This is a genomic window from Micromonospora sp. FIMYZ51 (assembly GCF_038246755.1).
Taxonomy (GTDB): Bacteria; Actinomycetota; Actinomycetes; order Mycobacteriales; family Micromonosporaceae; genus Micromonospora.
The window spans coordinates 1,945,848-1,966,929 of record NZ_CP134706.1 but is presented as its reverse complement, the minus strand read 5'-3'; the positions used below and the strand labels follow the sequence as shown (position 1 = coordinate 1,966,929).

Genomic DNA, 21,082 nt, shown 5'->3' with positions numbered 1-21,082 from the left:
GTCACGCCTCCTCGGTGCCGTCGTTGCAGGTGCAGTCGTCAAGGGTGTCGCCGCAGGTGTCGCAGGTGCAGACACAGTCTTCGACGGGCTCGTTGCAGCCTTCGCAGATTTCGTTGCCGTCGTCGTCGGTGTAGGTGTCGATCTGCCGGGTCACGGTCACTGCTCCTCGTTGTCGTCGGCGGCCGGCTCCGACGGGGTCGGGCCGGACCAGCAGTCGCAGTCGTCGTAGGGCTTGTCGCAGCCGCCGCAGATCAGGTGGGCGGCGGGGTTGGGGCAGTTGTTGTCGCTCATTGGCTGCTCGCTCTCTGGGTTGGTGTCTACACCATACCAAGGTATACCCACAATGCCAAGGCTTATCTATCCCAACGACGAAGCCCGCCACCACCACGGCGACGGGCTCCACCAACACAGCTCAACGCGGCTCAGCCGCCACCTCAGCCATCAACTCCGCAGCACGCCCAGCCCACAGCTCGGTATCCGCATCCGACACCCGCCCCCGATCCCAAGCCTCCAACCGGTCCCCCACATGCGCCGGACCGAGAGCGTTGCCGTACAGCCAGCGGGCCGCCCGATACTCGCCCTCACTCGGGCCGGCATCGAACACCACAACGCGCTCATCGCACACGCCATCCGAATTCCACTCCCGGATGACCAGCTTGTCGTCGCGGGCCGGACCATCACCCGGCAGCCCGCCCGTGATGTCGACCAGCGTCATGTCCCGGCGCCGCTTGAACGGGTCGCCGCTGATGCTCTCGGCGGCATGGAACCTCTTCCACACCTCCGCCTCCACCGCGTTCCGGTCGGATACGTAGGCGGAAATGCTGAACCCGGACATGAGACCGGGCCGCAACGTCACCCCCAGGTGATGCCCGTCGCCGCTGACGCTCTCGCGGATGCCGCCGCTGCGGGCGCTGACGTCCAGGGTCAGGCCGGCAGTCACCTCGGGCGGGCTGTCGACGTACGTGTACCGGCGGGTGACGGTCATGCGCCGCCCGTGGGCGAGCAGGTTGCGTACCCGCGTGGCGAGGTGCGGCATGGTGTCGAGCGCCGCCATCGCCGTACAGTCCCGCTGGGTGAGGATCCGGGCAGGGTCAGCCATGGTCAACTCTCCTCGGGTAGGGGTTGCCGTAGGTACTCAGGTCCAGTAGCCCGTCACAAACCTCATCCATGACCAGCCGCACCCGGCCTTCACCGTGGGCGAGTCGGAGCCGCGTCATCGTCTGCTCGGCGGCGAAGTTGTTGCCTTGCTCGGCCAGGTCGCGCGCATCGGCGAGGCCGTTCATGATCTGGTCGGCGTGGTAGCTGCACGGGATGTTGCCTTCGCATCCGCACATGTCAGTTCTCCGTTCCGTTGATGGCGTTGAGGGCCGCGTCGGCGGCGGTCAGAAACTCGTTCCGGATGTCGTCGCCCACCTGCCCGCTGTCCCACCGGTCACCGGCGTCCAGGTAGTCGCCCCACTCGACCAGGTACAGGTGCCGGGCCAACCGCTCACGGGCATCCCGCGACGACGCGGCGGCCATCAACTCAAGTTCGCGCGCCACCCCGCCGAGCGCGTCCACGTGCGGCTTCTCCTGGTCGACGCACAGCTCGCAGTCGTCTTCGCGGCGGCGTCCACGACGCTGCTGCTCGTCGCGGACAAGCTGGGCGGCGGTGGACAGGGCGGCGGCGCGGTACTCGTCAGCCACGCCACTCCTCCCCCACCGCAAGCGCCGCACACCGCAACACAAACCGGTCCATCCAGTCGCTGCGCCCGGCCGCACCGTTGTCGGCCTGCTCGATGACCTCCATATCGACCGGCGGCAGACCGTTGTTGGCGCGAATCTCGTTGACGGCGGTGTGCATCACCTGCCGCTCGTACACCACCCAACCGGTTTCGGGGCCGTCCCGTGTGTCGACTACATCCCACCGGCTGTCGCGCTGGTAGGTGGCGGCGTAGAGGAGCCGGTGCAGGTCGCGGGCGGCGGCGTCTCTACGGTTGGCGGCGCGCAGGTCAGACATGGTCGTCCCCCTTGGGTAGCAGCTCGTATTCCTCGCAGTCTGCCGTGGCCCGGTAGACCGCCCCATCCGTGTATCCGGGCCGTCCGGGAGGCCACTGGAACGGCACATACAGCGTCCGCTCGTCGTCGTTCATCCGCTGGGCGGGGCCGGTGGCCGTGCACACCGTGCCGTCGTGAATGTTGGCGGGCTGTCCGGGTTTCTGCCTCCACCGGAAACGGTCACCCGTTTTGACGGTGGCGAAGAAAAGGTCAGCGTTGATGTAGGCCACGGCGGTCACTCCTCTGTGTCGGGCCAGCAGTCGGGGCACAGGGTGGCGGTGGCGCGTGCCTCCGCTTCGGGCACCCGCCGGCCGAGTTTGGCGGGCAGCCACGGCGCACAAACCAGCGCGCCGGTGGTGAGCCCAATCCTGTGCGCGACTGGGGTGGGTAGGTCTGGGTCGTCGGCAGCCACACCGAGCACGGTGGGGTCGGCAATCCACGCCACATCCACCAGGGCGGTCATGGCTACCGCCCCCCGGTGTCGCGGGCGGTGGCGATCAGTTCGGGGGTGGGCGTCAGGTCAGTCATCGGGTGCTCCTCGGGTCGCGGGTCGGGTTGGGTGTGGTGCCTCCGGCCGGATCCGATCCGACACCCCTCACGGCAGAATGCGGAGGCTGGTGGGGTCAGACAGGCGTGAACACCAGCAGCGGGGAAACCCACTCCGGCAGGCGTGCCGCGTAATCGGCCCACGTGAGGTAGTAGGACTCCTCGTGACGGTTGACGCCAGCGGTGCCGTCCTTCTTGGCGTTCGGGCCTTCGATCACAACCCTGACAGCTACGCCGTTCACGAAGGTCACCGTCACCTTCGTCGGGATGATGCGGACGCTGCTGTGCTGGTTGTCGACCGGCTCGGCGTCGACAACCTCGTAGCTGCGGATGACGGTCACGTCGGTCGGGGTGAGCGTGGGCACGGCGGGCTCCTGTCTGCCGGTCGGATGGTCAGCGGACGGTCTGGGCGATGCGGTCGAGCAGCGCGGTAGCTACATCGATCGGCGCGGCGTCGGTGCACAGGTGGAGGCCACCAAGCCACGTGCCGTTGCGCCACAGCGCGTACATGGCGCCGGCGGCGGGCATGGCCAGGTCGTAGCGGTTGGCGCGGCCGATGGTGACGCGCACGGTCCACGTTTCGGCGGCGCGGTCGTATCGGACGGTGACGCGGCCGGCGGCGTGGGGTGCGTGGTTGAGGGCGTCGGCGATGTCGTGGGCGAGCGCTTCGGCGTACTTGGCGGTGGCCTGCATGTCGACTCCCTCAATTCTCTGTCCGGGTTACATGGACCAGCCTAAGCGCATGGACCCGCCGGGTCAACAACCCGGACCGAGTTTTCTTGCCTAGCTTCCACCAGCAGACTTCGGCGGCCGACCACCCACACCCGTACGGTCCCGGTTCCGCCCAAACCACGCCTCAATCAGCTCACGCCGCTCCGCAGACCACCACGGCCGACTACCCGACAACGAACCCTCACGCCCACCAATCCGACCATCCGGCTCCGGAAACGGATCCGCCTCGTACCGGCCGCCCGGCTTCGACCGCTGCAACGCCTTCGACACCGTCTCCGGCTTTACCCCACCGATCGCAGCAACATCAGCCATCAGCAGCATGGGCAGGTCAGCAGGCACAGCACACCCCGAAACTCGGTCTACGTTGTCTGCCACAGCGTAGGCGGTCCCGGCGCCGCCACCGCGCATCACGTCACCCACCCGCCTTCGCCGCATGCTCCGCCACCACCTGCCGGTACTGGTCGAAGTTCACCGCACCCGGCGACACCAGCTCCGCCCGGTCGATCAGGGCAAGCGCGTCATCCCACCGGCCGTCACGGAACGGCGCCTCAGCCTCCGCCAACAGGGCGCGGGCAGCCGCATCCCTCGCGGCCTGCTTCTCGGCCCGCTGTGCGTCGCTCAGCCGGCCGGCGGCCAGGATCTCCGGGTGCGCGTCCAGGTGGTTGCGCACGGCAGCCCACACAACCTTCAAGGTGTACTGGTCGCACAGCTTCGACAACTGCCCCTCGGCCACGTACCGCTCGCAGTCGGAGCGGCCGAACGTGAACCCGCCCTGCGGGCCGTGCCAGTTGCCGGCCCAGTCTTCGCAGGCGTGCGCGACCCTCACCAGGTCAACCGGAGTCAACGTCACCGCCATCACCCCGCAGCCAGTTGGGCCGGCGTCGGCTCGTCCTCGTGGGTGGGGCACGGGCAAGCGCGGTATGGCGACGCAACGCCCGGCCCCTCCCCCGCCACACTGACCGTCGCGAGGGTCAACAGCATCACTTCGCCGTAGTCGGCGCACATCACAGCGTTGCGCGTGTACTGGCTTGCGGCAGAGGCGTAGCCGGCGCGGGTCAATGCGGCGGCGACCTCGCCGATGGTGCCGAACACGTTGGTGTCCTGCGCCGACAGGTCAACAACCACGTCGGGGAATTGGGCGACCATACGAACCTCCATTGCCGGATGGAACAGCGGACCCGCGCGCCGGGTGGCCTAGGACCACTCGACATCCGCGCCGTGCTCGATCGCCCACAGCGCCAGGCCGTGCAGCTGGGTGAGCCGTTCGGCTAGGTAGCCGGGGCGACGCCCACCTTCGATCCAGCGCCCGTCGACCGCTTCGGGTCGCCCGACACCATCGGTGGTGGTGTCGAGTAGGGCTAGGGCGAGCAGCACCCGGCCGAGGAAGTCCGGGCCGGTGGTGTTGCCCCAGTCGCCGTCGAATTCGAGGCCGAGCAGGTCGAACACCTGCTTGGCGTTTCCGCCGTTCATGTTGATCGACGGGGCTTCGGCGGCGTTGGGGGTGATGGTGATGGACACGGGGGCCTCCCTGGGTGGTTGGTTGGTGCTTGCGCTTCCCTTCGCGCCCTGTGGCGCTGGGGTGGCCCCGATGTCCCGCTCGCGCGGGTCCGCTGTGGAGTTGTCGCAACCCTCGGTCCGGGTTACATGGACCAGTTTAGGTGGAGCGAGAACGCCGGGTCAACAACCCGGACCAGGTTTCTCTAGACGGAGCCGACCGGCACGTCCGCCCACGTCACGGTGAGCGTCGCCCCATCCCGCAGCACCGTGTACGTGCCGTCCCCCACGTCGAGCACCCACCAGCCGCGCCCGTACCCGTCGACTGCGACGGTGACGGGCTCGTTGGTGTCGAGCAGCTGTCGGATGCGGGCAGCCTGGTCGGCGCGGGCACTTCCCGGCGTGGGGGTGCGGCGCCGGTGGATGCGGGCAGGGGCGGCGGTCGGTGCGGTCATCGGTTCGTCTCCTCGTTGCAGGTTGAGCAGTTGGCGGGCGCGTTGTCGCGGTGCAGGTTCCGACCACATTCCCGGCAGCGGTCCGGGACGGGCTCGTACTGGACGCGGGGTCGGCGGGCGGTGGTGCGGGGGTGACCTGTGCCGGCCACCCCCGCCAGGAACTTGCTCACCGGCTGCCGTTCGTCTTACTGGCGTCGGTCGTGCCGCTGTCGGCGCCGGCCCGGCCGTGGCGGGTGGTCCAGCCGGTGTCGGGGCTGTAGGTGACCCTCTTGCCCGAGGCTCCGGCGGCCAGGGTGGCGGCCACCTTGCCGGCCCGATCCAGGTCGCGGAGACTCATCACCGGCCCCCGGTGATTTCGCTGCCCCACACGCTCTGCTGATACGCCAGACCGGCAGTGCGCTGCCGCTGCCACTCAGCCTCCGGCGTCGCCTTGAGCGCCTGCCGCGCCTCTTCCAGCCGCCGCCGGTTGCCGGGGGTCGGGTTTGCCTTGGCGTCCTGCTGGGCTTGCCGGAATTCGTCTGCCTTCTGTTTGAATAGGCCCATGGTCGGCCCTCCTTGGGGTGCGGTCGGCCAACCCCCGGGCGCTCCAATCGCCTTGTGGGGGTCGGTCCTCTCGGTTGGGGATCGGGTGGGGGCGGCCGGCTTTCCAGGCGCGGGCCGCCCTCACCGCCGTTAGTCGTCGCGGGTCTACGGCGACCCCGCACAGGCTCGGAACATCCGAGCCCGGCAGGCTCACATCGCAGGCCGTCAGCGGGTGTCGATCAGCCGGGCCACTTCCGAAATCCGCTCGTCCTGCTCGGCGAACAACTTCTTGAGCAGCCCAACCTCCGGGCCGTCGCCGTACCCGTACGACTCCTGCGGCCACCAGTCGCCCAAATCCAGCCCGGCAGTCTTCGCCAGATCGGACAGCACCGGCAGCGACTCCAGCACCCGCTCCGGTAGGCCGTCGGTGACGCGGCACAGGTCGTCGGCGTGGCGGTCAACCTGCCGGGCCGCCTCCAACGCCACCTGACGGTGCTCGGCGAGGGTCAGCAGCTTCGCCTGCCAAAACCCGTCGGGGGTGCCGCGCAACTCCTCGTACGTGTCGACAGCAGCCTTCTTGGCCTGCTGGAAGGCAGCCACCAGGGGTGCGATCTGCTTGAGCAGGTCGGTTGAGCGCCGGTTGTGGCGGGCCACCTGCCACAGCGTGTTCGCGGCCCGCTCGTCGTCCCATGCGGCCCGCCGCGCGGCGGACACGGCCCGTCCCGTGTCGGAGTTCCACGGGTGCGCCTCGCTGGCGGCCAGGAACGCCTCTTCGACGGCGGCGGGGATCTTCGGCTCCGGCTCGTTGCCGGTGAACTCGCGGAACCGCCAGTTGATGCCGTACTTGGTGTGCTCGGCGGACACGAAGTGCGGGTGATGCCACGTGGGGATCGCGGCGGCGGTGTCGACGTCGGTCATGGTGTCCTCCGGTGGGTTGTCCGTTGTGGTCCCTCCGTCTGCCACGTGCCGGGGCTCGCGGCAGACAGGCACCCAACGGGCGGGTCAGCGGGTGTTGCTGGCGGGCAGCGGCGTCCAGGGCCGCTCGGACGGGTCGATCTGCGAGGTGTGGACGCCGGCCACAAACTCGGCGGGATCGAGGGTCTCGGCGCAGTCCGGGCACCACGCCTCACCCGGCTGGGCGGGCATCACACGGCAGGCGGTGCACATCAGCGGTCACCTCGCCGCTCAACCACCGGCCGGTCGATGTGCTCGTGCACCACATCAACCCCGATGTCGTGCTCCCGCAGCCACGCGGCCACGCTCTCCGCCACCACCACGGACCGGTGCCGGCCGCCCTGGCAGCCAATCCACACGTGCACGAGCAGCGAACGCCGGTTCGCGAACCCGTCCAGCAGCCCCATCACCTGGTCGGCGATGTCGCGGACGGTGGTGAGCGCCGACGGGTGCATCAGCACGTGGTCGCGCACCAGTGGGTGCAATCCGGTGAGAGCGCGCATCTCCGGGTTGACGTGCGGGTCGCGGAGCTGATGCCGAAGGTCGATGACGAGTCCGGCTCCGGGCTGCCCGTGCAGGTAGCCGAAGCTGTGCACCTCTACTCGGGTGATCACTTCGACTCCTGCCCACGCTGCTCAGTGACGTGCTTGTCTTTGCGCTCGGTGGCGTTGACCGTGGCTCCGCAGTCTCCGCAGGTGGCGGTGATTCCGGCTGCGGTGATGGTCATGCCGTTCCAGTTGGTGCTGTTGCCGCAGTTGCAGTTCATGTGACTCCTTCGGTTGCTGCTGGCCTGTGGTGACCGTTACCTCTCAGTGCGCTCTAGCGAGCACGCGATCGATAGTCCCGCCTTGCGGTGAGACAGTCCCGGTCTGACCGACTGGCGTCGCGCCGGGTTGACGCTTCACGGCCACCTGCCCACCAAGGCGGGTCTTCTGGTCGGCTCCACGTCCTGCCACCGGGCCACTCCCGGCAGTGTCGAACTCAGCCGCCAGGGCGGCCAGGTTGCGGGCGGCATTGCGGTCACGGTCGATGACCAGGCCGCACGCGTCGCATTCGTACTCGCGCTCGGACAGGGCGAGCTTGGTTTTCACCGCGCCGCAGCCCGAGCATGTCTTGCTGGACGGATACCAGCGGTCAGCCACCAGCAACCGGCCGCCGCCCCATTCGGTCTTGTACGCCAACTGCCGGCGGATCTCACCGAATCCGGCGTCGGCGATGTGCCGGGCGAGTCTGCGGTTGCGGAGCATCCCCGCCACGTTGAGGTCTTCCACCACGATCGTGCCGTGCTCACGGGCGAGGCGGGTGGTCAGTTTGTGTAGTCCGTCGCGCCGCAGATTCGCCACCCGGGCGTGGGCGCGGCCGAGCCGGGCGGATGCGCGTTGCCACCGTTTCGACGGGCGCTGCCCGGTTCGCCGGTCTGGGCCGGTCTTGCGCGACATTGCCCGGTCGAGTTGCCGCAGCCGGGCCTGCGCGGCGGCAAGGTGACGCGGGTTGGCCACCAGTTCGCCGGTGGACAACACCGCCAGGTGCTTGACCCCGACGTCCACCCCGACCACAGAACTAGGCCGGGCCGAAATCCCTTCGGCGCGGTCAACCTCGACGATGAAGGACACATGCCACCGCCCGCCGTCACGCCGCACCGTCGCAGACATGATTCGGGCGGTGCCGTTGTCAATGCGGCGAGCCAACTTGCGCGCTGATTCGTGGAGCTTCAACCGCCCCAACCGGGGCAGCACCACATGCTTGCGGTCAGGCTCGACACGGATCGCACCGGTGGTGAACCGCACGCTTGGGGTGGTGCGGCGGCGGGACTTAAATCGGGGAAACCCGACCGGACGCCCGGCATGCTTCCCGCTACGCGAGTCCGACCATTTCTTCAACGCTCGGGCCAATGCGTCTAGGCCGGTGTTGAACGCCTCCTTCGAGCAGTCGCGCCACCACGGCGCAACGTCGTCCTTTGCGGCGTTCCAGGATCTACGTAGCGCAGGAAGAGTCCACGAGGCTGCGGGAGTAAGGTTGCGTTCGGCGATTCCGTAGGTGCGCTCCGCCAGCCTTTGATCGATGACCGCTTTGACTCGGGCAAGCGACCAGTTGTAGGCCACTCGCGCGGCGCCAGCATGCGCCAACACCGCCCGCTCCTGCCTCGGAGAGAGGTCGAGTGCAAATCGGTATGCTCGTAGCACGATTGGACTTGGCGTTTTCATCGAGCACCCTTCCCCTCTTGTTGGTCGGATCAAGTGGCTGTGGTGGCCCTGCGCGGGCTGGGAAAGCGAGGTCCAGCCCGGCAGGCTTACGTGCAGGTCAGCGGTCGGTGGTGTCGTCGGTGGGCGGGGTGCTGTACCGGTCGGCGAGGCTTCCCGCCGCCATCGCGGTGATCGCAGACGGCGCCAGCAGCACCATCCCGATCGGGGCGAGAACACCCCACACGCTGCCCGGGTGCGTGACCCGGATGACCATGCCGGCGCCCAGCACGATCAGGGCGATGGTGGCGATCCAGCCGGCGATGGAGGCAACCAGCTCGGCGCGGGCGTGCCGGGCGGCACTCTGGTCGGTGGCCATCAGACCGTCAAACCCATCTGAGAGGCGCGGATGGCGGCCTGCTTGACGTGGCCCCGGTGCGGGCGCTTCGCCGGACGGAACACGGTGCCCTGCTCGTCACCGAGGTCGGCGACGATGGCGATGACGTTGCGCTGGGCGCGGGCGATACGGCGGGCGGTCGCGTTCTTGAACATGGCACTACTCCCTGATGTGAGGGCGGTTCGGGTTGGGTTTGGTGGCTCGTGGGCGGCCCCGACACGGGCTGCGGCGCGGAGCCGCCCGGAGTGCTACTTGATCGGCTTGCTGTCGGGCTTCGGGGCCGGCTTCGGCTCGTCCAAGCCGGCGCGGATGTTGTCCCACCCGCGCATGTTCTTGCGGTCGTTGATTCCGGTGACCTTGCCCATCACGACACCGCCGGCAGCAGCATCGTGTCCGTCCACGGGCAGAGGGCCTCACCCTCAGCCCACGGATCCTGCGGGGCGGGCCAGGCGGGCAGCGGACGAGCCGCCCCCGACCGGTGCTGGCCCCGGTAGCCGAGCAGGCCACGCAGGCGGCTCACCGGACCGGCTCCGTCCACAACACCCGACCATCCGTGCGCCAACCCACCCGCGACTGGTACTCGACGTTGGCCGGCACACAAACCTTGCGTCCGTCGCTGTAGGTGGTGTGCGCGGCAACGGATCCGTTGGCGTGGCGGCGGGTCCGAATCCGGTGGATGTCGCCGCTGAGCGGGGCCGACCGGCTGTTCAGGTTGGGGCTCACGACGTCGCCTCCTTGGCGGTCGCGTCCAGCCAGGCAGCCACATCGGTCGCGGCGGCACGCCGCTCGACCCGGTACCGCTGCCATTCGGCGGCCTCACGCGCGTGCAGCGTGACCGCGATCATCGTCCAGCCCTGGCCGACGGCACCGGAGTAGTACCAGATGGTGCCGTGGTTTTCGGTGCAGGCGATGACGGTGTTGCCGGTGACCGGGTTGGGGTTGTCGACCCACACGAGCGTCAAGTTCAGGGCCATCACGCATGCCCTGCCTTCGACTCGACCAGCAGCGCCGCAGCCACGGTGGCCGCGTTCTGCGGGTTCTCCGAGTGCAGGTAGCGGAGCATTACAGCTTCCGCATCCTCGACCGTCCAGCCGTTCGCGTCGGCGATCTCGCGGGCCTTGCGGTGGAATGTGGTGGCCACCGAGGCAAGGTCAGTGCGGTTCGCGGCTCCCATCACGCCACCGCCTTGGAGACGGCGGCGAGGCCGCGACCGTTGAGCACCAGCGACACGACCCGCTTGCGGCGGCCCTCGTACGCCACGCTGCCGTAGCCCTTACGGTCCAGGCTGCGCAGGGTGGCCGTGGTGATGCCGTCGCCGGGGTAGATGACGCCGTCGATCGCGGCGTTGAGTGCCCGCTGCTGTGGTGCGGTGAGCGGGGTGAGGTGCGCGCCGGCCATGGTGGGACGCACCTGACGGTGGGTGCCCTGCTTCGCCATCTCGGCCAACGACTTGGGCTTGATGTTCAGCGCGTCGTTCAACGCCTGCCGAATACCTTCCGGCTGGACGCCCTTGTCTGCGCCCTCGGCGATGATCCGGTAGGCGAGGTTCGCCTTGGTCACGTCGCCGGTGGTGTAGGACAGTTCGTCGTAGCGGTGGGGGCTTCCGGTGGCGGTGACGCCGATGGAGAAGCCGCCGTCAACCGTGAGGTTGAGGGCGATCTCGTAGTTGCCGTGGATACGGCGCTGGATGTGTCCGGCGTCGGTGATGACGCCATTGGTACCGTTCATGGATCGACTCCTGGTTAGGTCAGGCGGTCGTGTAGGCGCTGGGAGTGTTGACGCACTCCTTGGTGCCGGGCCCTCGGCTGGTGTTGACGCACCCGCCGGGGGCTTCTCTCTTTGGTGCTGACCTTGAGTCTGCCAACCCCCAACCCGAGTGTCAACAGTCCAGTTGGCCCATCTTGCTTTGAACAGTCAGAGTGTGACATGATCTCGGCATGACAGACCACACCCACGCACTCCGGGAGGCTGCCGACGAGTACCGGCGGGAAGTCGAACGCGCCAAAGAGATCCGCAAGCAAGCCGACGAAGTACAGCGGCAGGCCAGCGACAAGCTCTCTGCGGTGATGCGAACCGCCTACGCCGCCGGCCTCAAGAAGGCAGCAATCCTCCGCGCAACCAACCACGTCTGGTCACGAACGTGGCTAGACCGAGCCGTCGAGCCACAAGACAAGCCCGACCCGACCGCCTGAGATGAGGCGGCCCCGACCGGTGTCCTACCACCGGCCAGGGCCAGAGCAGCCCAATCCCCAACCATCAGCCAGACAGACAGGAACACGACCGCTCATGGGCGAAGGTACCAACCCCGCTTCGCCGTACGTATGTACGGCTACCCGGCGTGAACCGGAACGCACCCCGGCACACGCCGAGGCTGGCCTGACCATGGCCGCCGCCGACGCGCTACGCGGCGACCAGCAGACATTCAGCCGGGCACAGGTCGCCCACCTCATCTCGCTCGCCTTCCAGTCGGGCCGCGAACTCGGCATCGAAGAAGGCCACCGCGAACGCAACGACGCCCTCGCCGAAGGACTCCGGCTCGCGCTCGGCGGACCAGACGCCCGCGACATGGGCGACGCGGTCAGCCGCCACCTGCGGCAGGTCGACCAGAAACAACGCCGCACCGACAGCGACCGGCAGGCACGCCAACCCCGCCCCCACGGGCTGCGGCTGGTCGACCCCAACTGGCCGCCGGTCACCGAGCCCGGATCCGTCACTGTCGAACAGGCCCGCGCCATCTCCGCCCGCATCTGGCGCTGCCCGTGCCGGCGTCACACCGAACGGCACTGGCTCGACGGCTACCACCGCACCCCCGAACCGTTTCCCGGACAGCGCCACATCGAGCAGGAGGCGGCATGACCTTGACGCCATACCGCCAAGACTGGACCGACGTCTTCGGCGACGAACCACCACCGGATCTGGGCGATTTGCCACCGGTCGCCGATGCGCCTGCCATACAGCTCGGGTCCGGTGCCACCCCGTTCACCGCAGGGGCGGGCTACGCGCGACGGTTCCCCACCCACACCCTGCCGCCGATGATGCGGGACTACGTCCACGACCTGGCCGTCCGCAAGCAGGTGCCCGTTGACCTTCCCGCGCTCACCATGCTCGGCATCCTCGGATCCGTCGCTGGGCCCCGCATCACCATCCGGCGGGATCTCGACTGGCGGCAGCCGTTGAACCTGTACACCCTGTGCGCCCTGCCGTCCGGTGCGGGAAAGTCACCGACGGTGGACGAGTTGCGCCGGGGGTTGTGGAAGGCGGCGAAGACGCTCGCCGAGCAGCACGAACGAAACGTGGCCGCGAAGATCGTGGAGCTGACTCGCCGCGTGGAAGAGATGCGAACGAAGGCCAACGACATCTCCACCCAGATGGACGAGCGGGATCTGCTACGCACGCAGGCGAAGGCGTTGGAGAAGGAAGCCGATGAACTCGCCGAAACCCCGCCGCCCGCACCGGAGCTTGTGTTTGACGGGGACACCACCCCGGAGGCGCTGGCCCGGTCGATGGCGTTGAACCAGGGTGCCGCTGCCGTCATCGATGATGAGGGCACGTTCCTGCGGAACCTGGGCGGGCAGTACAGCGGCGGCAAGACCGGCAACCTCGGTTTGGTGCTGGTCGGCTACGACTGCCGCTACTACCGGCCGCAGCGTGTCACCCGCACCGCCGAACCGATCGAACGTGCGGCGCTGTCGCTGGTGATCTCACCGCAGCCGGGCATCGTCGCCGACATGATGCGCGACCACATGATGGACGAGACGGGCGTGGTCAACCGGTTCCTCGTGTGCATCCCCGGCGAGTTGACCGGCTACCGCACCGAACGGCCATCCACCTACTTCCGGGACACACCCACGGATCGGCCCGACCGCACGGGCCGGGACTGGTGGGCGGCGCTGCTCAACTCGGTCGCGCAGTATGACCTGATCGGCGGAACCGACCCGGAAGACGCCGCGACGATCGACCTCAGCCGGGCCGCGTGGAAACTGCACCGCGCCTACGAGCAGGATATTGAGGTTCGACTACGCCCCGACGGGGATCTCCGCCGGATCAGCGCTTGGGCGACGAAACACACCGCCCGCGTGCTGCGGGTCGCCGGGCTGCTGCATCTCGCGGGAGATGGAAGCACCGACGATGAGGTGGATGAGGCGACGATGGAGCGCGCTATCGAGATCGGCGAGTGGTCGGTGGAGCACTTCCAGGCGGCCGGGTCGGTGGTGGGGTTGACGACGGAGGCTGGTCGGATCAAGGAGTACATCGACGGCACTGACCTCGGGTTCGCTTCCCGGTCGGTCATTTCTCGTGAGGTGTTCAAGGGGCACGCGTCGGCGGATCAGTTGTCGGCGTGGATCGATGAGTTGGTGGCGACGGGCGACTACGAGCGGCACGTGCTGGCGACGACGGGCCGCCCGAAAGAGGTCGTGCGGAAGAAGGTGGCTCGTGCGAACTAAGGGGGGTTCTTTCGCGGCAGGTGCGAGAGAAGGTGGGGGTCGGAATCCGCGTGTTGACCTGCGACTTTGCATGATCGATGGACCTTTTCGCGCTTCTTTCGCTTTTTTCGCGGGTGCGTGCGTGGGAAGGCTGCTGCGGGTGGGGTCCCTACACACACAGACCATTTTTCACAAATCTATCTATCTTCTTGCATACGCCCAGGTCGCTCCGGGTGCAGCAACCCCGCTACTCTCTCCGCCCACCGTCACCCCTGCGAAAGAAGCGAAAGAAGCGAAAGAACTCCGACGAGCGGCACGTTTCCGCAGGTCAAACCCTAAGCCCGACCGGGACGGCCGTGCGAAAGAAGCCGCGAAAGAAGTGCGGACTATCTCCTCGATGCCCGATCTGAGCCCAACCGACCACTACCCGGAGGAACGATGACCAACCCGAGCACCGACGCCAGCGACAAGCCCCTGTTCACCAACCCACAGACCCGCCGCGACAAGCCGACCGACCGCCGCACCGTCGACCCCGGCAGCGAGCCGATCCTGTTCGCCAGCCCGGTCCCCGCCACCATCACCGACCCGGCCAGCGGCCAGAAATACGCCCTCCGTAAGCGCACCCAACCACGCAAGCCGCAACCCCGCCTGCGGGATGAGGACATGCCGTTGCGTCCCGGTGATGTGCTCGCCGCCGGACTCGACAACGGACGCTGCCCCGTCGGCAAGGTGTCCGCCGTCAACGACTTCTACATCCGTCTCAACGTGTACTCCTGGTCGGCGTGCACGTTCACCGCTGGTACGGCTGTGATCCGGCACGATCAGGTGCGGGAGTTCTCCCACCTGGCTGAGCAGGTCGACGGCGTGCACGTAATGGATCCGCTGGCCGAGTTTCAGACCGCATGGACGGAGGCCAACCAGTGACCGCGCCCGAGCCGACCTCAACCGCCAGCATGCACCGCCTCGGCGACGACGCATGGATCGTCGTCGTAGACGGCTGCAACCACACCATCGGCCCCGACACCATGACCAAGGTCGACGCCGCCATGCACGAACACATAGCCACCTGCCCCGACCTGCCCGGCAACCAGAACACCTGGCCAGCCGCAGCAAACGAAGGTGACGGAGACGACGACTCGGCAGCCAGCGAGCTGCACACCCTGATCGTCCGCAAGGTGCACGCCGCCGACTGCGGCTGCACCTCCGAAGTTCACCCCAACGAGCCCGACCGCTGGGACTACTACCACCGCATCGCCGACGCCGTGATGCCGCTATTCGGTGCGCGCTGGCAGTACGGGGCCCGGCACCTCGGCGACACGGACAGCGTTTTCGAACAGGACGACCTGGACGACGCGGTCGAGTTCATGCGCGCGCTGGGCTGGGAGGGTTCACCGTTGCGGCGTCTACAGGTGCGGCATGTGGGCGAGTGGACTGAGACGGCGGTCGACCGGTGACCGCGCAGACCCAACCCGAGTGTCCTGCCGGGCACGGCCCGATGGTGTCGACCAACCCGCGCACTGGCCGCGCCAGCGACGGCTGGGAAGGCGTGTGGCGCTACTGCCCGGTCTTCTACTGCAACAACTCGCACCTGACGCCGTCGCCGGAACTGCTCGCGCTGCTGGCCGAGCAGAAGCGGGCACAGGCGCAAGGTGATCTGCTCGCCCCCGCCGTCTCACGCGGCTAACCCAACCCCCGAAGGAGGAACGCCATGACCGATACCGCCAACGACAACTGGCACCTGACCCGCACCACCACCGACCGTGGCTTCGGCCACCTGCCACCCATCCCATCCGAGTACGGCGGCGAAATTCGCGCCTACGAGTCGTCCGCCGCGTCCGGCCCGCACATCTGGGTCCGCGCCACCGCGCCCGCGAACATGAACGACCCGACCGGGCCGACGGTGGAAGCGCCGATGCACCTGACCGCAGACAACGCCCGCCGCCTGGCCGAGCAGTTGCTCGCGCTGGTCGACGGCCACTACCAGAACGACTGACCGGAGGACACCATGACCGACACGGAACGAGCACACCCCGCCGGCCCCACGACAGCCGCCGGTGGCCTCGCCAAAATGATTCACCGACGTGTCCCCCACTGGACAGTCACCACCAACGGCGCCGCATGGACCATCACCGACCCCGACGACGACTACGACCGGCGGGCAGCCATCGACGCCACCACCAACCAGCACCACAGACCCGTCGACCCGCGCACCCCTCGGGCGTGGAAACGCGGCCCGCTGGTAGTCGGCTGCAACCGTGGCATTGAGGTGCGTGTGCAGTTGCCCGAGACAGTTGATGGCGGGGACCTGCGACGTGTCATTGACGCTTTGGTGGCTGTGGGAGTGCTGCCCGACGAACACGGCATCAACCACTGACCGGAGGACACCATGACCGACACGACAAAGGCCATCTCGCGAACCTTGCTCAACTTCAAGCCGGATTTTCGGTGGGTTCACGGCATCTTCATCGTCCAGGATGCCGACGACCCGCGCATCACCCTGCCCTTCATCGGATGGGCCACGATCGCGACCACCGCACCCAGCCCAGAGGGAGACGCCCGCCGGACGACGATCGAACCTGTCTTCTGGTATCGATCTGCCGCGACGCCGCTCGGGGACCTGGTGGACATTGTCCGCATCGACCACGGCATCGACTTCGACTTTCGCGGGCTCGAAACGGCACATGGCAGCAACATCAACGCGGCACGGACGACTGATCCTTTTGCCGGAGCCGCTGGGATAGGCGATACCAGCAACCAGTCTGGCCGCGACCGCAAGGTCACGCCGTGACCGACTTCGACCCGATGGACTGCGCGTTCTGCTGTGCCGGTGGTGGCCGCCGCCTACCGAACGGTGCCCTCGCGTCCTGCCCACTGCACGGCGGACCCGTGGACGCCGACGATCCGCACCTGCCGGCCATCCTCGCCGCCATCGACAACGCACTCCGCAACGGCTCCCACATGACCGGCGCCAACCTGGCGTTCGAGCTGCTGTGTGAGCGGCTGGGGGTGGACCGGGCTGGGCTGGTGTTTCAGTCTGGCTGGGCTGCGACTGTCCCCGACAACCCTGCCGCCGAGCGCGGCTGACCCGACCGGAGGAACCCGCCATGACCGGCTCAACTCTCGCCCTAGCGATCATCCTGATAGCCGTCGTCGCCGGCCTAGCCCTCGGCTGGGTCCTGTTCCTGGCCATCCGACCCGCCTGGGACGCCACCCGCCCAATCCCGCCCGTCAACGAAACGCTGCAAGCCGAGCGCCGCTGGCGAGCCCACAACGCTGCCGCCCGCGCCGCCGGCTGCCCATGCGGCCAGCCCGCCACCGAAGTCCGCTACGACAACCGCAACACCGGATCGGTGCCGGTGGAGACGTGGACGTGCGCCGACCATGTGGGCGCCGAAATGTGGTCCGGCAACCGCCCTGCGTGGGGGCATGACCGGCAGTTGCCGGGGGTGGAGTGCTGGGGGTCGTCGGGGCCGATCGGCGGGAAGCCGAACCGCTGGTATCACCCGGTCAAGCCGACCGAGGTGGCTTCGTGACCGCCGTCCCGTACAGCGACACTGACGTGTCTGTTCTCGCCGACCTGATCGGACGCCATCGGGACGGCCTCGGCAACACCCCACTCGCGCTGGCCCGCGCCATTCTGGAAGCCGGCTACCGGCGCACCGTCGTCTCTCCGTCCGGCGAGCCGGTCTGCCAGCACTGCCACCCGGCCCCGCCCACATTCCGGTGTCGGGAACTCGGCCACGTCATCCACCCCAACTGAACGGAGACACCCATGAACGACGACATGGTGATTGCCTGCGCCGACCTCGTGGGCCGGGCCGGTGCCGCCGGCTTCGAGATCGGCTACGCCGGAGACGAGAACGGCCCGGTCGAAGAAGCCCGCTGGTATGCGGTCGCCACCTACCAGGGTGCGCGGCTCATCTCCGACGAACACCGCTCCCCCACAGCCGCGGCACTCGGTTTAGCGGAGCGACTGCTGACGGGGGCAACGTGCCGCTGCACCAGCCCCGTCAGCCTGTCCGACACCCGCGCAGGCTGCCGCTGGCAGTTGGTGGGCCAACGGTGGGAGCCAGGCTGCGACGCGGCCCCCGTAGCCGTCTCGGGCGGCAAGCGTGGTGATGTGGCGGCGATGCGGCAGGCGTTGGCCCAGGTGCCGCAGGGCGGAAACCGGGCGGCCCGGCGTGCGGCACAGCGGAGGCGGTCACAGTGACCAGCCTGACGCCGGAGGTTGAGGCCGAAATCGACGCCATCCTCAGTCCGATCAAGGCCGCGCATCCTGGCATCTCGAACGGGCAGATCGTTAACCATCTGCCGGAGCATCTGCGGCAGCCGTTCTGGGAGCGGGCCGTCGGCCGGTACCTCGAAGCCGAGCTCGCCAAGGTCGAGCCGGAAGGTGAGGCCACCCGATGACTGACCTGCCCGCCGCCGTCACCCGAGCCGCCGCCGTGGCCGCCCAGTTCGACATGCTGGCGGACACCCTCGAAGCCATCAACCGCACGGACCCGTCACCTGACAGGGCCGGTGAGATTCGGGCGTACCGCATTGTGGCCGGACGTCTGCGCAACAAGGCCAACCCGGCCACGGAAGCCAGCCGGTGACCGTCGACCCGCGCATTGACGCCGCCGCCCGCTCCCTGCTCGCCCGCTTCGCCCTGCAGCCGGTTGAAGGCTGGCAGCTGGCCACCACCACCGCCGACCCCGACGACACCGAGGCGGTACAAGCCCGGCTGGCCGTGTACGCCAGCCAGTTGCGGGACGGCACCCTCACCGCCGTCGAGGAGGACCGATGAGACTGCACGCACGCACCATGCCCGTCCAGCGGGCCAGCAACGCCATCCGCGCCGAACTAGACCGGCTGCAAGACGAACACGACCTTACCGATATTGAGATGCTGCGGGTGCTGATCGAACACCAGCAGAACATCACCAAATACATGCTGCGGGCCGAGCGGCACCCCAACGACCCCGAGCGGAAGGCCGACGAAGAATGAGCGCTGTTGTCTACGCGACTTGCCCCGACTGCGACACCCCGCTACCAATCACGGTCACCGCCGAGCCCGCCGGACGCGCCGACGACGGCACGTTGCAGGTGGTGGTGTTGTCCGACAAGACGGAGGTGGAGGCGCACAGCCTCACCTGCAACGGGCTCGCTGGCTGATGGCCACCGAAGGTGCGCTGCGCCGCCGCTACCTGTGGGCTCACCGCGCCCGCGTGGCCGCCTGCCGCGCCGGCCTGCACTTCCTCACCTGGAACCACCAGTGCGACAGCTACGCCTGCCAGTGCCGCCGGATTGTGCTCGGTGCCGAACACATTCGCTGAGAGGATGACGTCATGCCCGACAGTCCCAGACACGTCCGCGTGAAGCCCGCCCGCGCCATCATCGGCGGCGTCGTCCACGAAGCGCCGCCAATCGCCACCCCCGGTGTCACCATCGACCCGGACGGCATGGTTCGCGACCCGGACGGGTGGCCGCTCGTTCGGCTCGTCAACGCCGACGGCGTAATGCCCTCCGGTGTTCAGGCTGTGCTCGTGGCACCGTCGGACCCGACCGACCCGATTCCCGTCGAACGTCGAGCGGTCGTCATCCGCGACGAATGAGCCAGGTTGTGCGACGCCTGTGCTGCGCCGGGTGTCGCACAACCTGTCACACAGGTCGTGAATCAATAGACGGGTGACGTAAAGTGACCGCATAATGGCGGCATGGCTACCGTGAGCGACGCCGACGAATTCTCGTACATCGTGCCCGGCTGGGTGTGGGACAAGCAGCGCGGCACGGCCATCCGCAACGCCCGGCAGGCCGCCCGGCGGAATCGCAAGCGGGCCGACGGGGAACCGCAGGTGCATGTGGTGCTGGTGTGGCCGCAAGGCGCGGCTATCGCAGCCGCCAGCTAGGTCGCAGGTGCCATCGCGGGCCGCCGTGCAGCGGTGCCACGATCGGCTGAAACCCCACCCCACCAGCACTGTCTAGCCGCTTGACAGTTGTCTAGCGGCTTTACTAGCGTGTAGCGTATGAAGGCGCGGGAAGTCAACCGACGAATCGAACACCTCGGCGGCAAACACACCCGCCAACGCGGCTCCCACCGCATGTACGAAGCGTCAACCACCCACAACGGGGAAACCGTGACCGCCCGCACCACCGTCGCCCAACACCCCGGCGACATACCCAACGGCACCCTACGAGCCATCGAACGCGACATGGAACCGGTCTTCGGGAAAGGCTGGCTGCGATGAACCAACACCACACCTACCGGGTCGTCGTCACCCGCGAAGACGATGCGTGGCTCGCCGACGTGCCCGAACTCGACGGCGCGCACACCTACGCCCGCAACCTGCCCGGCCTAGACCAAGCCGTCCGCGAAACCATCGCCATGCTCGAAGACATGCCAGAAGGAGCCGAACCCGGCATCCGCCTGTCATACGAGTACCGCACCGGCGACCCGCACCTAGACGCAGCCGCCGCACAACTACGCGCCGCCCGCAACCGGGTAGCGGTTGAAAAACAGCAGGTAGAGCGGCAGACCGTCGAACTGGCGCAGCGCATGCTGTCGCAACACGCTCTGTCAGTTCGGGACGCAGCGACACTGCTAGACGTGACCCCGCAGCGCATCTCGCAGGTCGCGCCGTCGGAAAGGCGCGCCCGGAAGGCGGGCCGCCCTAGCGTGAAGGGCCGAAAGGCTGCCGAGAACGCCCAGGTGAAGGGCGTGGCGTGAAGGTTCGTTACGCGGAGGGTTGGCTTGCTGCGGTGCTCGCTAGCCAGCCGTGGGCGGGCGACGTGTCCCGCTGGTCGACCGATGGCGGCCCGAAACCGGTCGGGTTGACGCTCGCCGGCCGCGTCAGGTTGCAGCTCGTGCTCGGCGGCACCACCGACGCCACCCACGCCGACCAGCCGCACGAATGGGACGGCAGCCCCGTCGCCGCGCCGGCAGTGGACGCATCCCCGAGCACCCCGGCAGGGTGGGCTGACGTGCTCGCCCAGGCCGCCACCGCAGCCGCACATCCGGGCATCAAGTCGGTGGAGACGTACGCGCAGTGGGGTGGCAGTACGAAGCCGGGCGGGGTGCGGATCGTGTGCACGGATGGTGCCGAGATTTTCGGGTCGCTGATATAGCCGATGGAGCGATTTGACGTGTCGTGATACGTTCGGCTGGTACCTCCCGGTGCGAAGCTTCACGGTTACTTCTTTGGCATAAGACACCGTGTAGCGCCCTTGATCTCGGGAGATGCCACAACTCCAGATGCGGGTGCCCGGTGCGTAGGCATCGGCTACTTCCTCTCTTCAAGGTGAGACGCGGGTTCGAATCCCGTCGCGGGCCACGGCCCGTGTCGACTAGCGGTCTAGGTCA

Annotated in this window: 52 protein-coding genes and 1 tRNA gene; 25 read left to right on the top strand and 28 right to left on the bottom strand. The window is 68.2% G+C overall.

The genetic code is table 11. The annotated features are described in order from the left end of the window. Position 1: 1 nt before the first annotated feature. From QQG74_RS09380 to QQG74_RS09245, 28 genes are all read right to left on the bottom strand, one after another. On the bottom strand, positions 2–154 hold the full coding sequence (locus QQG74_RS09380; protein ID WP_341719888.1) for a hypothetical protein: 153 nt from the start codon (positions 152–154) through the stop codon (positions 2–4). Positions 155–156: 2 nt separating this feature from the next. Further along, positions 157–291 carry a hypothetical protein gene (locus QQG74_RS09375; RefSeq protein WP_341719887.1) on the bottom strand — a complete coding sequence of 45 codons (135 nt, stop codon included), beginning with the start codon at positions 289–291 and terminating at the stop codon, positions 157–159. Positions 292–412: 121 nt separating this feature from the next. Continuing rightward, positions 413–1,099: a hypothetical protein gene (locus QQG74_RS09370; protein ID WP_341719886.1), complete on the bottom strand. Its 687-nt coding sequence runs from the start codon at positions 1,097–1,099 to the stop codon at positions 413–415. Beyond that, positions 1,092–1,334, bottom strand: coding sequence for a hypothetical protein (locus QQG74_RS09365; protein ID WP_341719885.1), 243 nt, complete (start codon positions 1,332–1,334; stop codon positions 1,092–1,094). Before QQG74_RS09365 ends, QQG74_RS09370 begins: the two co-directional genes overlap by 8 nt. Before the next feature lies 1 nt (position 1,335). Then, the gene (locus tag QQG74_RS09360) at positions 1,336–1,686 is read right to left on the bottom strand and encodes a hypothetical protein (RefSeq protein WP_341719884.1); all 351 of its coding nucleotides are present in this window, start codon (positions 1,684–1,686) and stop codon (positions 1,336–1,338) included. After that, positions 1,679–1,999, bottom strand: a complete 321-nt coding sequence (locus tag QQG74_RS09355) for a hypothetical protein (RefSeq protein WP_341719883.1) — start codon at positions 1,997–1,999, stop codon at positions 1,679–1,681. Before QQG74_RS09355 ends, QQG74_RS09360 begins: the two co-directional genes overlap by 8 nt. Beyond that, entirely contained in the window at positions 1,992–2,267 is a 276-nt protein-coding gene (locus QQG74_RS09350) for a hypothetical protein (protein WP_341719882.1), read from the bottom strand. Before QQG74_RS09350 ends, QQG74_RS09355 begins: the two co-directional genes overlap by 8 nt. 5 nt (positions 2,268–2,272) lie before the next feature. After that, positions 2,273–2,500, bottom strand: a complete 228-nt coding sequence (locus QQG74_RS09345; protein ID WP_341719881.1) for a hypothetical protein — start codon at positions 2,498–2,500, stop codon at positions 2,273–2,275. A gap of 160 nt (positions 2,501–2,660) precedes the next feature. Next, positions 2,661–2,948 carry a hypothetical protein gene (locus QQG74_RS09340; protein WP_341719880.1) on the bottom strand — a complete coding sequence of 96 codons (288 nt, stop codon included), beginning with the start codon at positions 2,946–2,948 and terminating at the stop codon, positions 2,661–2,663. 28 nt (positions 2,949–2,976) lie between these two features. Beyond that, positions 2,977–3,276 carry a hypothetical protein gene (locus tag QQG74_RS09335; RefSeq protein ID WP_341719879.1) on the bottom strand — a complete coding sequence of 100 codons (300 nt, stop codon included), beginning with the start codon at positions 3,274–3,276 and terminating at the stop codon, positions 2,977–2,979. Positions 3,277–3,727: 451 nt separating this feature from the next. Next, entirely contained in the window at positions 3,728–4,141 is a 414-nt protein-coding gene (locus tag QQG74_RS09330; RefSeq protein WP_341719878.1) for a hypothetical protein, read from the bottom strand. A gap of 29 nt (positions 4,142–4,170) precedes the next feature. Next, positions 4,171–4,461 carry a hypothetical protein gene (locus QQG74_RS09325; RefSeq protein WP_341719877.1) on the bottom strand — a complete coding sequence of 97 codons (291 nt, stop codon included), beginning with the start codon at positions 4,459–4,461 and terminating at the stop codon, positions 4,171–4,173. A gap of 48 nt (positions 4,462–4,509) precedes the next feature. Then, positions 4,510–4,833 (bottom strand): hypothetical protein, encoded by a 324-nt coding sequence (locus tag QQG74_RS09320; RefSeq protein ID WP_341719876.1) that lies wholly within the window; start codon positions 4,831–4,833, stop codon positions 4,510–4,512. Positions 4,834–5,015: 182 nt separating this feature from the next. Next, entirely contained in the window at positions 5,016–5,264 is a 249-nt protein-coding gene (locus tag QQG74_RS09315) for a hypothetical protein (protein WP_341719875.1), read from the bottom strand. A gap of 166 nt (positions 5,265–5,430) precedes the next feature. Next, positions 5,431–5,601 (bottom strand): hypothetical protein, encoded by a 171-nt coding sequence (locus QQG74_RS09310; RefSeq protein ID WP_341719874.1) that lies wholly within the window; start codon positions 5,599–5,601, stop codon positions 5,431–5,433. Continuing rightward, positions 5,601–5,807, bottom strand: coding sequence for a hypothetical protein (locus tag QQG74_RS09305; protein WP_341719873.1), 207 nt, complete (start codon positions 5,805–5,807; stop codon positions 5,601–5,603). Before QQG74_RS09305 ends, QQG74_RS09310 begins: the two co-directional genes overlap by 1 nt. A 204-nt stretch (positions 5,808–6,011) precedes the next feature. Then, complete coding sequence (locus QQG74_RS09300) at positions 6,012–6,704, bottom strand: hypothetical protein (protein WP_341719872.1); 693 nt, start codon at positions 6,702–6,704, stop codon at positions 6,012–6,014. A gap of 84 nt (positions 6,705–6,788) precedes the next feature. Next, positions 6,789–6,953, bottom strand: a complete 165-nt coding sequence (locus QQG74_RS09295; RefSeq protein WP_341719871.1) for a hypothetical protein — start codon at positions 6,951–6,953, stop codon at positions 6,789–6,791. Continuing rightward, the gene (locus QQG74_RS09290; protein WP_341719870.1) at positions 6,953–7,354 is read right to left on the bottom strand and encodes an RNase adapter RapZ; all 402 of its coding nucleotides are present in this window, start codon (positions 7,352–7,354) and stop codon (positions 6,953–6,955) included. Before QQG74_RS09290 ends, QQG74_RS09295 begins: the two co-directional genes overlap by 1 nt. Beyond that, positions 7,351–7,506 carry a hypothetical protein gene (locus tag QQG74_RS09285; protein ID WP_341719869.1) on the bottom strand — a complete coding sequence of 52 codons (156 nt, stop codon included), beginning with the start codon at positions 7,504–7,506 and terminating at the stop codon, positions 7,351–7,353. The genes QQG74_RS09290 and QQG74_RS09285 overlap by 4 nt, the downstream gene beginning before the upstream one ends. Positions 7,507–7,549: 43 nt before the next feature. Further along, complete coding sequence (gene tnpB / locus QQG74_RS09280) at positions 7,550–8,944, bottom strand: IS607 family element RNA-guided endonuclease TnpB (RefSeq protein ID WP_341719868.1); 1,395 nt, start codon at positions 8,942–8,944, stop codon at positions 7,550–7,552. 97 nt (positions 8,945–9,041) lie between these two features. Continuing rightward, positions 9,042–9,299, bottom strand: a complete 258-nt coding sequence (locus QQG74_RS09275) for a hypothetical protein (protein ID WP_341719867.1) — start codon at positions 9,297–9,299, stop codon at positions 9,042–9,044. Beyond that, a complete protein-coding gene (locus tag QQG74_RS09270) occupies positions 9,299–9,472 on the bottom strand; it encodes a hypothetical protein (RefSeq protein WP_341719866.1) in 174 nt (57 codons plus the stop codon). The genes QQG74_RS09275 and QQG74_RS09270 overlap by 1 nt, the downstream gene beginning before the upstream one ends. Before the next feature lie 209 nt (positions 9,473–9,681). Continuing rightward, on the bottom strand, positions 9,682–9,837 hold the full coding sequence (locus QQG74_RS09265; protein WP_341719865.1) for a hypothetical protein: 156 nt from the start codon (positions 9,835–9,837) through the stop codon (positions 9,682–9,684). Then, a complete protein-coding gene (locus tag QQG74_RS09260; RefSeq protein ID WP_341719864.1) occupies positions 9,834–10,040 on the bottom strand; it encodes a hypothetical protein in 207 nt (68 codons plus the stop codon). The genes QQG74_RS09265 and QQG74_RS09260 overlap by 4 nt, the downstream gene beginning before the upstream one ends. Further along, the gene (locus tag QQG74_RS09255) at positions 10,037–10,291 is read right to left on the bottom strand and encodes a hypothetical protein (protein WP_341719863.1); all 255 of its coding nucleotides are present in this window, start codon (positions 10,289–10,291) and stop codon (positions 10,037–10,039) included. The genes QQG74_RS09260 and QQG74_RS09255 overlap by 4 nt, the downstream gene beginning before the upstream one ends. Further along, on the bottom strand, positions 10,291–10,491 hold the full coding sequence (locus tag QQG74_RS09250; protein ID WP_341719862.1) for a hypothetical protein: 201 nt from the start codon (positions 10,489–10,491) through the stop codon (positions 10,291–10,293). Before QQG74_RS09250 ends, QQG74_RS09255 begins: the two co-directional genes overlap by 1 nt. Next, complete coding sequence (locus QQG74_RS09245; RefSeq protein WP_341719861.1) at positions 10,491–11,045, bottom strand: hypothetical protein; 555 nt, start codon at positions 11,043–11,045, stop codon at positions 10,491–10,493. The genes QQG74_RS09250 and QQG74_RS09245 overlap by 1 nt, the downstream gene beginning before the upstream one ends. 209 nt (positions 11,046–11,254) lie before the next feature. On the opposite strand from QQG74_RS09245, the gene QQG74_RS09240 reads away from it, so the two are divergent. The 25 genes from QQG74_RS09240 to QQG74_RS09120 all read left to right on the top strand — a co-directional run bounded on the left by QQG74_RS09240 (position 11,255) and on the right by QQG74_RS09120 (position 21,052). Then, the gene (locus QQG74_RS09240; RefSeq protein WP_341719860.1) at positions 11,255–11,509 is read left to right on the top strand and encodes a hypothetical protein; all 255 of its coding nucleotides are present in this window, start codon (positions 11,255–11,257) and stop codon (positions 11,507–11,509) included. Between the two features lie 190 nt (positions 11,510–11,699). Continuing rightward, positions 11,700–12,173 (top strand): hypothetical protein, encoded by a 474-nt coding sequence (locus tag QQG74_RS09235; RefSeq protein ID WP_341719859.1) that lies wholly within the window; start codon positions 11,700–11,702, stop codon positions 12,171–12,173. After that, positions 12,170–13,762, top strand: coding sequence for a YfjI family protein (locus QQG74_RS09230; protein WP_341719858.1), 1,593 nt, complete (start codon positions 12,170–12,172; stop codon positions 13,760–13,762). Before QQG74_RS09235 ends, QQG74_RS09230 begins: the two co-directional genes overlap by 4 nt. 417 nt (positions 13,763–14,179) lie before the next feature. Beyond that, complete coding sequence (locus QQG74_RS09225) at positions 14,180–14,665, top strand: hypothetical protein (protein WP_341719857.1); 486 nt, start codon at positions 14,180–14,182, stop codon at positions 14,663–14,665. Further along, positions 14,662–15,195: a hypothetical protein gene (locus QQG74_RS09220; protein ID WP_341719856.1), complete on the top strand. Its 534-nt coding sequence runs from the start codon at positions 14,662–14,664 to the stop codon at positions 15,193–15,195. The genes QQG74_RS09225 and QQG74_RS09220 overlap by 4 nt, the downstream gene beginning before the upstream one ends. Then, positions 15,192–15,425, top strand: a complete 234-nt coding sequence (locus tag QQG74_RS09215) for a hypothetical protein (RefSeq protein ID WP_341719855.1) — start codon at positions 15,192–15,194, stop codon at positions 15,423–15,425. Before QQG74_RS09220 ends, QQG74_RS09215 begins: the two co-directional genes overlap by 4 nt. A gap of 24 nt (positions 15,426–15,449) precedes the next feature. Beyond that, positions 15,450–15,734: a hypothetical protein gene (locus tag QQG74_RS09210; RefSeq protein ID WP_341719854.1), complete on the top strand. Its 285-nt coding sequence runs from the start codon at positions 15,450–15,452 to the stop codon at positions 15,732–15,734. 12 nt (positions 15,735–15,746) lie between these two features. Further along, positions 15,747–16,115: a hypothetical protein gene (locus tag QQG74_RS09205; protein WP_341719853.1), complete on the top strand. Its 369-nt coding sequence runs from the start codon at positions 15,747–15,749 to the stop codon at positions 16,113–16,115. Positions 16,116–16,127: 12 nt separating this feature from the next. Next, the gene (locus QQG74_RS09200) at positions 16,128–16,529 is read left to right on the top strand and encodes a hypothetical protein (RefSeq protein ID WP_341719852.1); all 402 of its coding nucleotides are present in this window, start codon (positions 16,128–16,130) and stop codon (positions 16,527–16,529) included. Continuing rightward, positions 16,526–16,825 carry a hypothetical protein gene (locus QQG74_RS09195; RefSeq protein WP_341719851.1) on the top strand — a complete coding sequence of 100 codons (300 nt, stop codon included), beginning with the start codon at positions 16,526–16,528 and terminating at the stop codon, positions 16,823–16,825. The genes QQG74_RS09200 and QQG74_RS09195 overlap by 4 nt, the downstream gene beginning before the upstream one ends. A gap of 20 nt (positions 16,826–16,845) precedes the next feature. After that, entirely contained in the window at positions 16,846–17,274 is a 429-nt protein-coding gene (locus tag QQG74_RS09190) for a hypothetical protein (RefSeq protein WP_341719850.1), read from the top strand. Further along, the gene (locus tag QQG74_RS09185) at positions 17,271–17,501 is read left to right on the top strand and encodes a hypothetical protein (RefSeq protein WP_341719849.1); all 231 of its coding nucleotides are present in this window, start codon (positions 17,271–17,273) and stop codon (positions 17,499–17,501) included. The genes QQG74_RS09190 and QQG74_RS09185 overlap by 4 nt, the downstream gene beginning before the upstream one ends. A 12-nt stretch (positions 17,502–17,513) precedes the next feature. Continuing rightward, positions 17,514–17,951, top strand: a complete 438-nt coding sequence (locus tag QQG74_RS09180; RefSeq protein WP_341719848.1) for a hypothetical protein — start codon at positions 17,514–17,516, stop codon at positions 17,949–17,951. Then, a complete protein-coding gene (locus QQG74_RS09175; RefSeq protein ID WP_341719847.1) occupies positions 17,948–18,151 on the top strand; it encodes a hypothetical protein in 204 nt (67 codons plus the stop codon). The genes QQG74_RS09180 and QQG74_RS09175 overlap by 4 nt, the downstream gene beginning before the upstream one ends. Further along, positions 18,148–18,339: a hypothetical protein gene (locus QQG74_RS09170; protein ID WP_341719846.1), complete on the top strand. Its 192-nt coding sequence runs from the start codon at positions 18,148–18,150 to the stop codon at positions 18,337–18,339. The genes QQG74_RS09175 and QQG74_RS09170 overlap by 4 nt, the downstream gene beginning before the upstream one ends. Next, positions 18,336–18,530, top strand: coding sequence for a hypothetical protein (locus tag QQG74_RS09165; protein ID WP_341719845.1), 195 nt, complete (start codon positions 18,336–18,338; stop codon positions 18,528–18,530). The genes QQG74_RS09170 and QQG74_RS09165 overlap by 4 nt, the downstream gene beginning before the upstream one ends. Then, on the top strand, positions 18,527–18,730 hold the full coding sequence (locus QQG74_RS09160; RefSeq protein ID WP_341719844.1) for a hypothetical protein: 204 nt from the start codon (positions 18,527–18,529) through the stop codon (positions 18,728–18,730). Before QQG74_RS09165 ends, QQG74_RS09160 begins: the two co-directional genes overlap by 4 nt. Then, positions 18,727–18,897, top strand: a complete 171-nt coding sequence (locus QQG74_RS09155; protein ID WP_341719843.1) for a hypothetical protein — start codon at positions 18,727–18,729, stop codon at positions 18,895–18,897. The genes QQG74_RS09160 and QQG74_RS09155 overlap by 4 nt, the downstream gene beginning before the upstream one ends. After that, positions 18,897–19,058, top strand: coding sequence for a hypothetical protein (locus tag QQG74_RS09150; RefSeq protein ID WP_341719842.1), 162 nt, complete (start codon positions 18,897–18,899; stop codon positions 19,056–19,058). Before QQG74_RS09155 ends, QQG74_RS09150 begins: the two co-directional genes overlap by 1 nt. A gap of 12 nt (positions 19,059–19,070) precedes the next feature. Continuing rightward, entirely contained in the window at positions 19,071–19,337 is a 267-nt protein-coding gene (locus tag QQG74_RS09145; RefSeq protein WP_341719841.1) for a hypothetical protein, read from the top strand. 102 nt (positions 19,338–19,439) lie between these two features. Further along, positions 19,440–19,631: a hypothetical protein gene (locus tag QQG74_RS09140; protein ID WP_341719840.1), complete on the top strand. Its 192-nt coding sequence runs from the start codon at positions 19,440–19,442 to the stop codon at positions 19,629–19,631. A gap of 117 nt (positions 19,632–19,748) precedes the next feature. After that, positions 19,749–19,970 carry a type II toxin-antitoxin system HicA family toxin gene (locus QQG74_RS09135; protein WP_341719839.1) on the top strand — a complete coding sequence of 74 codons (222 nt, stop codon included), beginning with the start codon at positions 19,749–19,751 and terminating at the stop codon, positions 19,968–19,970. Then, positions 19,967–20,449: a hypothetical protein gene (locus QQG74_RS09130; RefSeq protein WP_341719838.1), complete on the top strand. Its 483-nt coding sequence runs from the start codon at positions 19,967–19,969 to the stop codon at positions 20,447–20,449. Before QQG74_RS09135 ends, QQG74_RS09130 begins: the two co-directional genes overlap by 4 nt. Next, positions 20,446–20,847, top strand: coding sequence for a hypothetical protein (locus QQG74_RS09125; RefSeq protein ID WP_341719837.1), 402 nt, complete (start codon positions 20,446–20,448; stop codon positions 20,845–20,847). Before QQG74_RS09130 ends, QQG74_RS09125 begins: the two co-directional genes overlap by 4 nt. A gap of 135 nt (positions 20,848–20,982) precedes the next feature. Beyond that, a tRNA-OTHER gene (locus QQG74_RS09120) sits at positions 20,983–21,052 on the top strand. Positions 21,053–21,082 lie beyond the last annotated feature (30 nt).

Coding starts and splice junctions, on each gene's coding strand:
- QQG74_RS09335 (WP_341719879.1), bottom strand. CDS start 3,276: ATGCAGGCCACCGCCAAGTACGCCGAAGCGCTCGCCCACGACATCGCC.
- QQG74_RS09145 (WP_341719841.1), top strand. CDS start 19,071: ATGCCCGACAGTCCCAGACACGTCCGCGTGAAGCCCGCCCGCGCCATC.
- QQG74_RS09155 (WP_341719843.1), top strand. CDS start 18,727: ATGAGCGCTGTTGTCTACGCGACTTGCCCCGACTGCGACACCCCGCTA.
- QQG74_RS09205 (WP_341719853.1), top strand. CDS start 15,747: ATGACCGACACGGAACGAGCACACCCCGCCGGCCCCACGACAGCCGCC.
- QQG74_RS09160 (WP_341719844.1), top strand. CDS start 18,527: ATGAGACTGCACGCACGCACCATGCCCGTCCAGCGGGCCAGCAACGCC.
- QQG74_RS09255 (WP_341719863.1), bottom strand. CDS start 10,291: ATGGCCCTGAACTTGACGCTCGTGTGGGTCGACAACCCCAACCCGGTC.
- QQG74_RS09180 (WP_341719848.1), top strand. CDS start 17,514: ATGAACGACGACATGGTGATTGCCTGCGCCGACCTCGTGGGCCGGGCC.
- QQG74_RS09355 (WP_341719883.1), bottom strand. CDS start 1,999: ATGTCTGACCTGCGCGCCGCCAACCGTAGAGACGCCGCCGCCCGCGAC.
- QQG74_RS09230 (WP_341719858.1), top strand. CDS start 12,170: ATGACCTTGACGCCATACCGCCAAGACTGGACCGACGTCTTCGGCGAC.
- QQG74_RS09300 (WP_341719872.1), bottom strand. CDS start 6,704: ATGACCGACGTCGACACCGCCGCCGCGATCCCCACGTGGCATCACCCG.
- QQG74_RS09295 (WP_341719871.1), bottom strand. CDS start 6,953: ATGTGCACCGCCTGCCGTGTGATGCCCGCCCAGCCGGGTGAGGCGTGG.
- QQG74_RS09210 (WP_341719854.1), top strand. CDS start 15,450: ATGACCGATACCGCCAACGACAACTGGCACCTGACCCGCACCACCACC.
- QQG74_RS09245 (WP_341719861.1), bottom strand. CDS start 11,045: ATGAACGGTACCAATGGCGTCATCACCGACGCCGGACACATCCAGCGC.
- tnpB (WP_341719868.1), bottom strand. CDS start 8,944: ATGAAAACGCCAAGTCCAATCGTGCTACGAGCATACCGATTTGCACTC.
- QQG74_RS09170 (WP_341719846.1), top strand. CDS start 18,148: ATGACTGACCTGCCCGCCGCCGTCACCCGAGCCGCCGCCGTGGCCGCC.
- QQG74_RS09235 (WP_341719859.1), top strand. CDS start 11,700: ATGGCCGCCGCCGACGCGCTACGCGGCGACCAGCAGACATTCAGCCGG.
- QQG74_RS09190 (WP_341719850.1), top strand. CDS start 16,846: ATGACCGGCTCAACTCTCGCCCTAGCGATCATCCTGATAGCCGTCGTC.
- QQG74_RS09270 (WP_341719866.1), bottom strand. CDS start 9,472: ATGTTCAAGAACGCGACCGCCCGCCGTATCGCCCGCGCCCAGCGCAAC.
- QQG74_RS09375 (WP_341719887.1), bottom strand. CDS start 291: ATGAGCGACAACAACTGCCCCAACCCCGCCGCCCACCTGATCTGCGGC.
- QQG74_RS09305 (WP_341719873.1), bottom strand. CDS start 5,807: ATGGGCCTATTCAAACAGAAGGCAGACGAATTCCGGCAAGCCCAGCAG.
- QQG74_RS09150 (WP_341719842.1), top strand. CDS start 18,897: ATGGCCACCGAAGGTGCGCTGCGCCGCCGCTACCTGTGGGCTCACCGC.
- QQG74_RS09250 (WP_341719862.1), bottom strand. CDS start 10,491: ATGGGAGCCGCGAACCGCACTGACCTTGCCTCGGTGGCCACCACATTC.
- QQG74_RS09135 (WP_341719839.1), top strand. CDS start 19,749: ATGAAGGCGCGGGAAGTCAACCGACGAATCGAACACCTCGGCGGCAAA.
- QQG74_RS09325 (WP_341719877.1), bottom strand. CDS start 4,461: ATGGTCGCCCAATTCCCCGACGTGGTTGTTGACCTGTCGGCGCAGGAC.
- QQG74_RS09130 (WP_341719838.1), top strand. CDS start 19,967: ATGAACCAACACCACACCTACCGGGTCGTCGTCACCCGCGAAGACGAT.
- QQG74_RS09345 (WP_341719881.1), bottom strand. CDS start 2,500: ATGACCGCCCTGGTGGATGTGGCGTGGATTGCCGACCCCACCGTGCTC.
- QQG74_RS09310 (WP_341719874.1), bottom strand. CDS start 5,601: ATGAGTCTCCGCGACCTGGATCGGGCCGGCAAGGTGGCCGCCACCCTG.
- QQG74_RS09285 (WP_341719869.1), bottom strand. CDS start 7,506: ATGAACTGCAACTGCGGCAACAGCACCAACTGGAACGGCATGACCATC.
- QQG74_RS09140 (WP_341719840.1), top strand. CDS start 19,440: ATGGCTACCGTGAGCGACGCCGACGAATTCTCGTACATCGTGCCCGGC.
- QQG74_RS09315 (WP_341719875.1), bottom strand. CDS start 5,264: ATGACCGCACCGACCGCCGCCCCTGCCCGCATCCACCGGCGCCGCACC.
- QQG74_RS09200 (WP_341719852.1), top strand. CDS start 16,128: ATGACCGACACGACAAAGGCCATCTCGCGAACCTTGCTCAACTTCAAG.
- QQG74_RS09370 (WP_341719886.1), bottom strand. CDS start 1,099: ATGGCTGACCCTGCCCGGATCCTCACCCAGCGGGACTGTACGGCGATG.
- QQG74_RS09240 (WP_341719860.1), top strand. CDS start 11,255: ATGACAGACCACACCCACGCACTCCGGGAGGCTGCCGACGAGTACCGG.
- QQG74_RS09365 (WP_341719885.1), bottom strand. CDS start 1,334: ATGTGCGGATGCGAAGGCAACATCCCGTGCAGCTACCACGCCGACCAG.
- QQG74_RS09275 (WP_341719867.1), bottom strand. CDS start 9,299: ATGGCCACCGACCAGAGTGCCGCCCGGCACGCCCGCGCCGAGCTGGTT.
- QQG74_RS09225 (WP_341719857.1), top strand. CDS start 14,180: ATGACCAACCCGAGCACCGACGCCAGCGACAAGCCCCTGTTCACCAAC.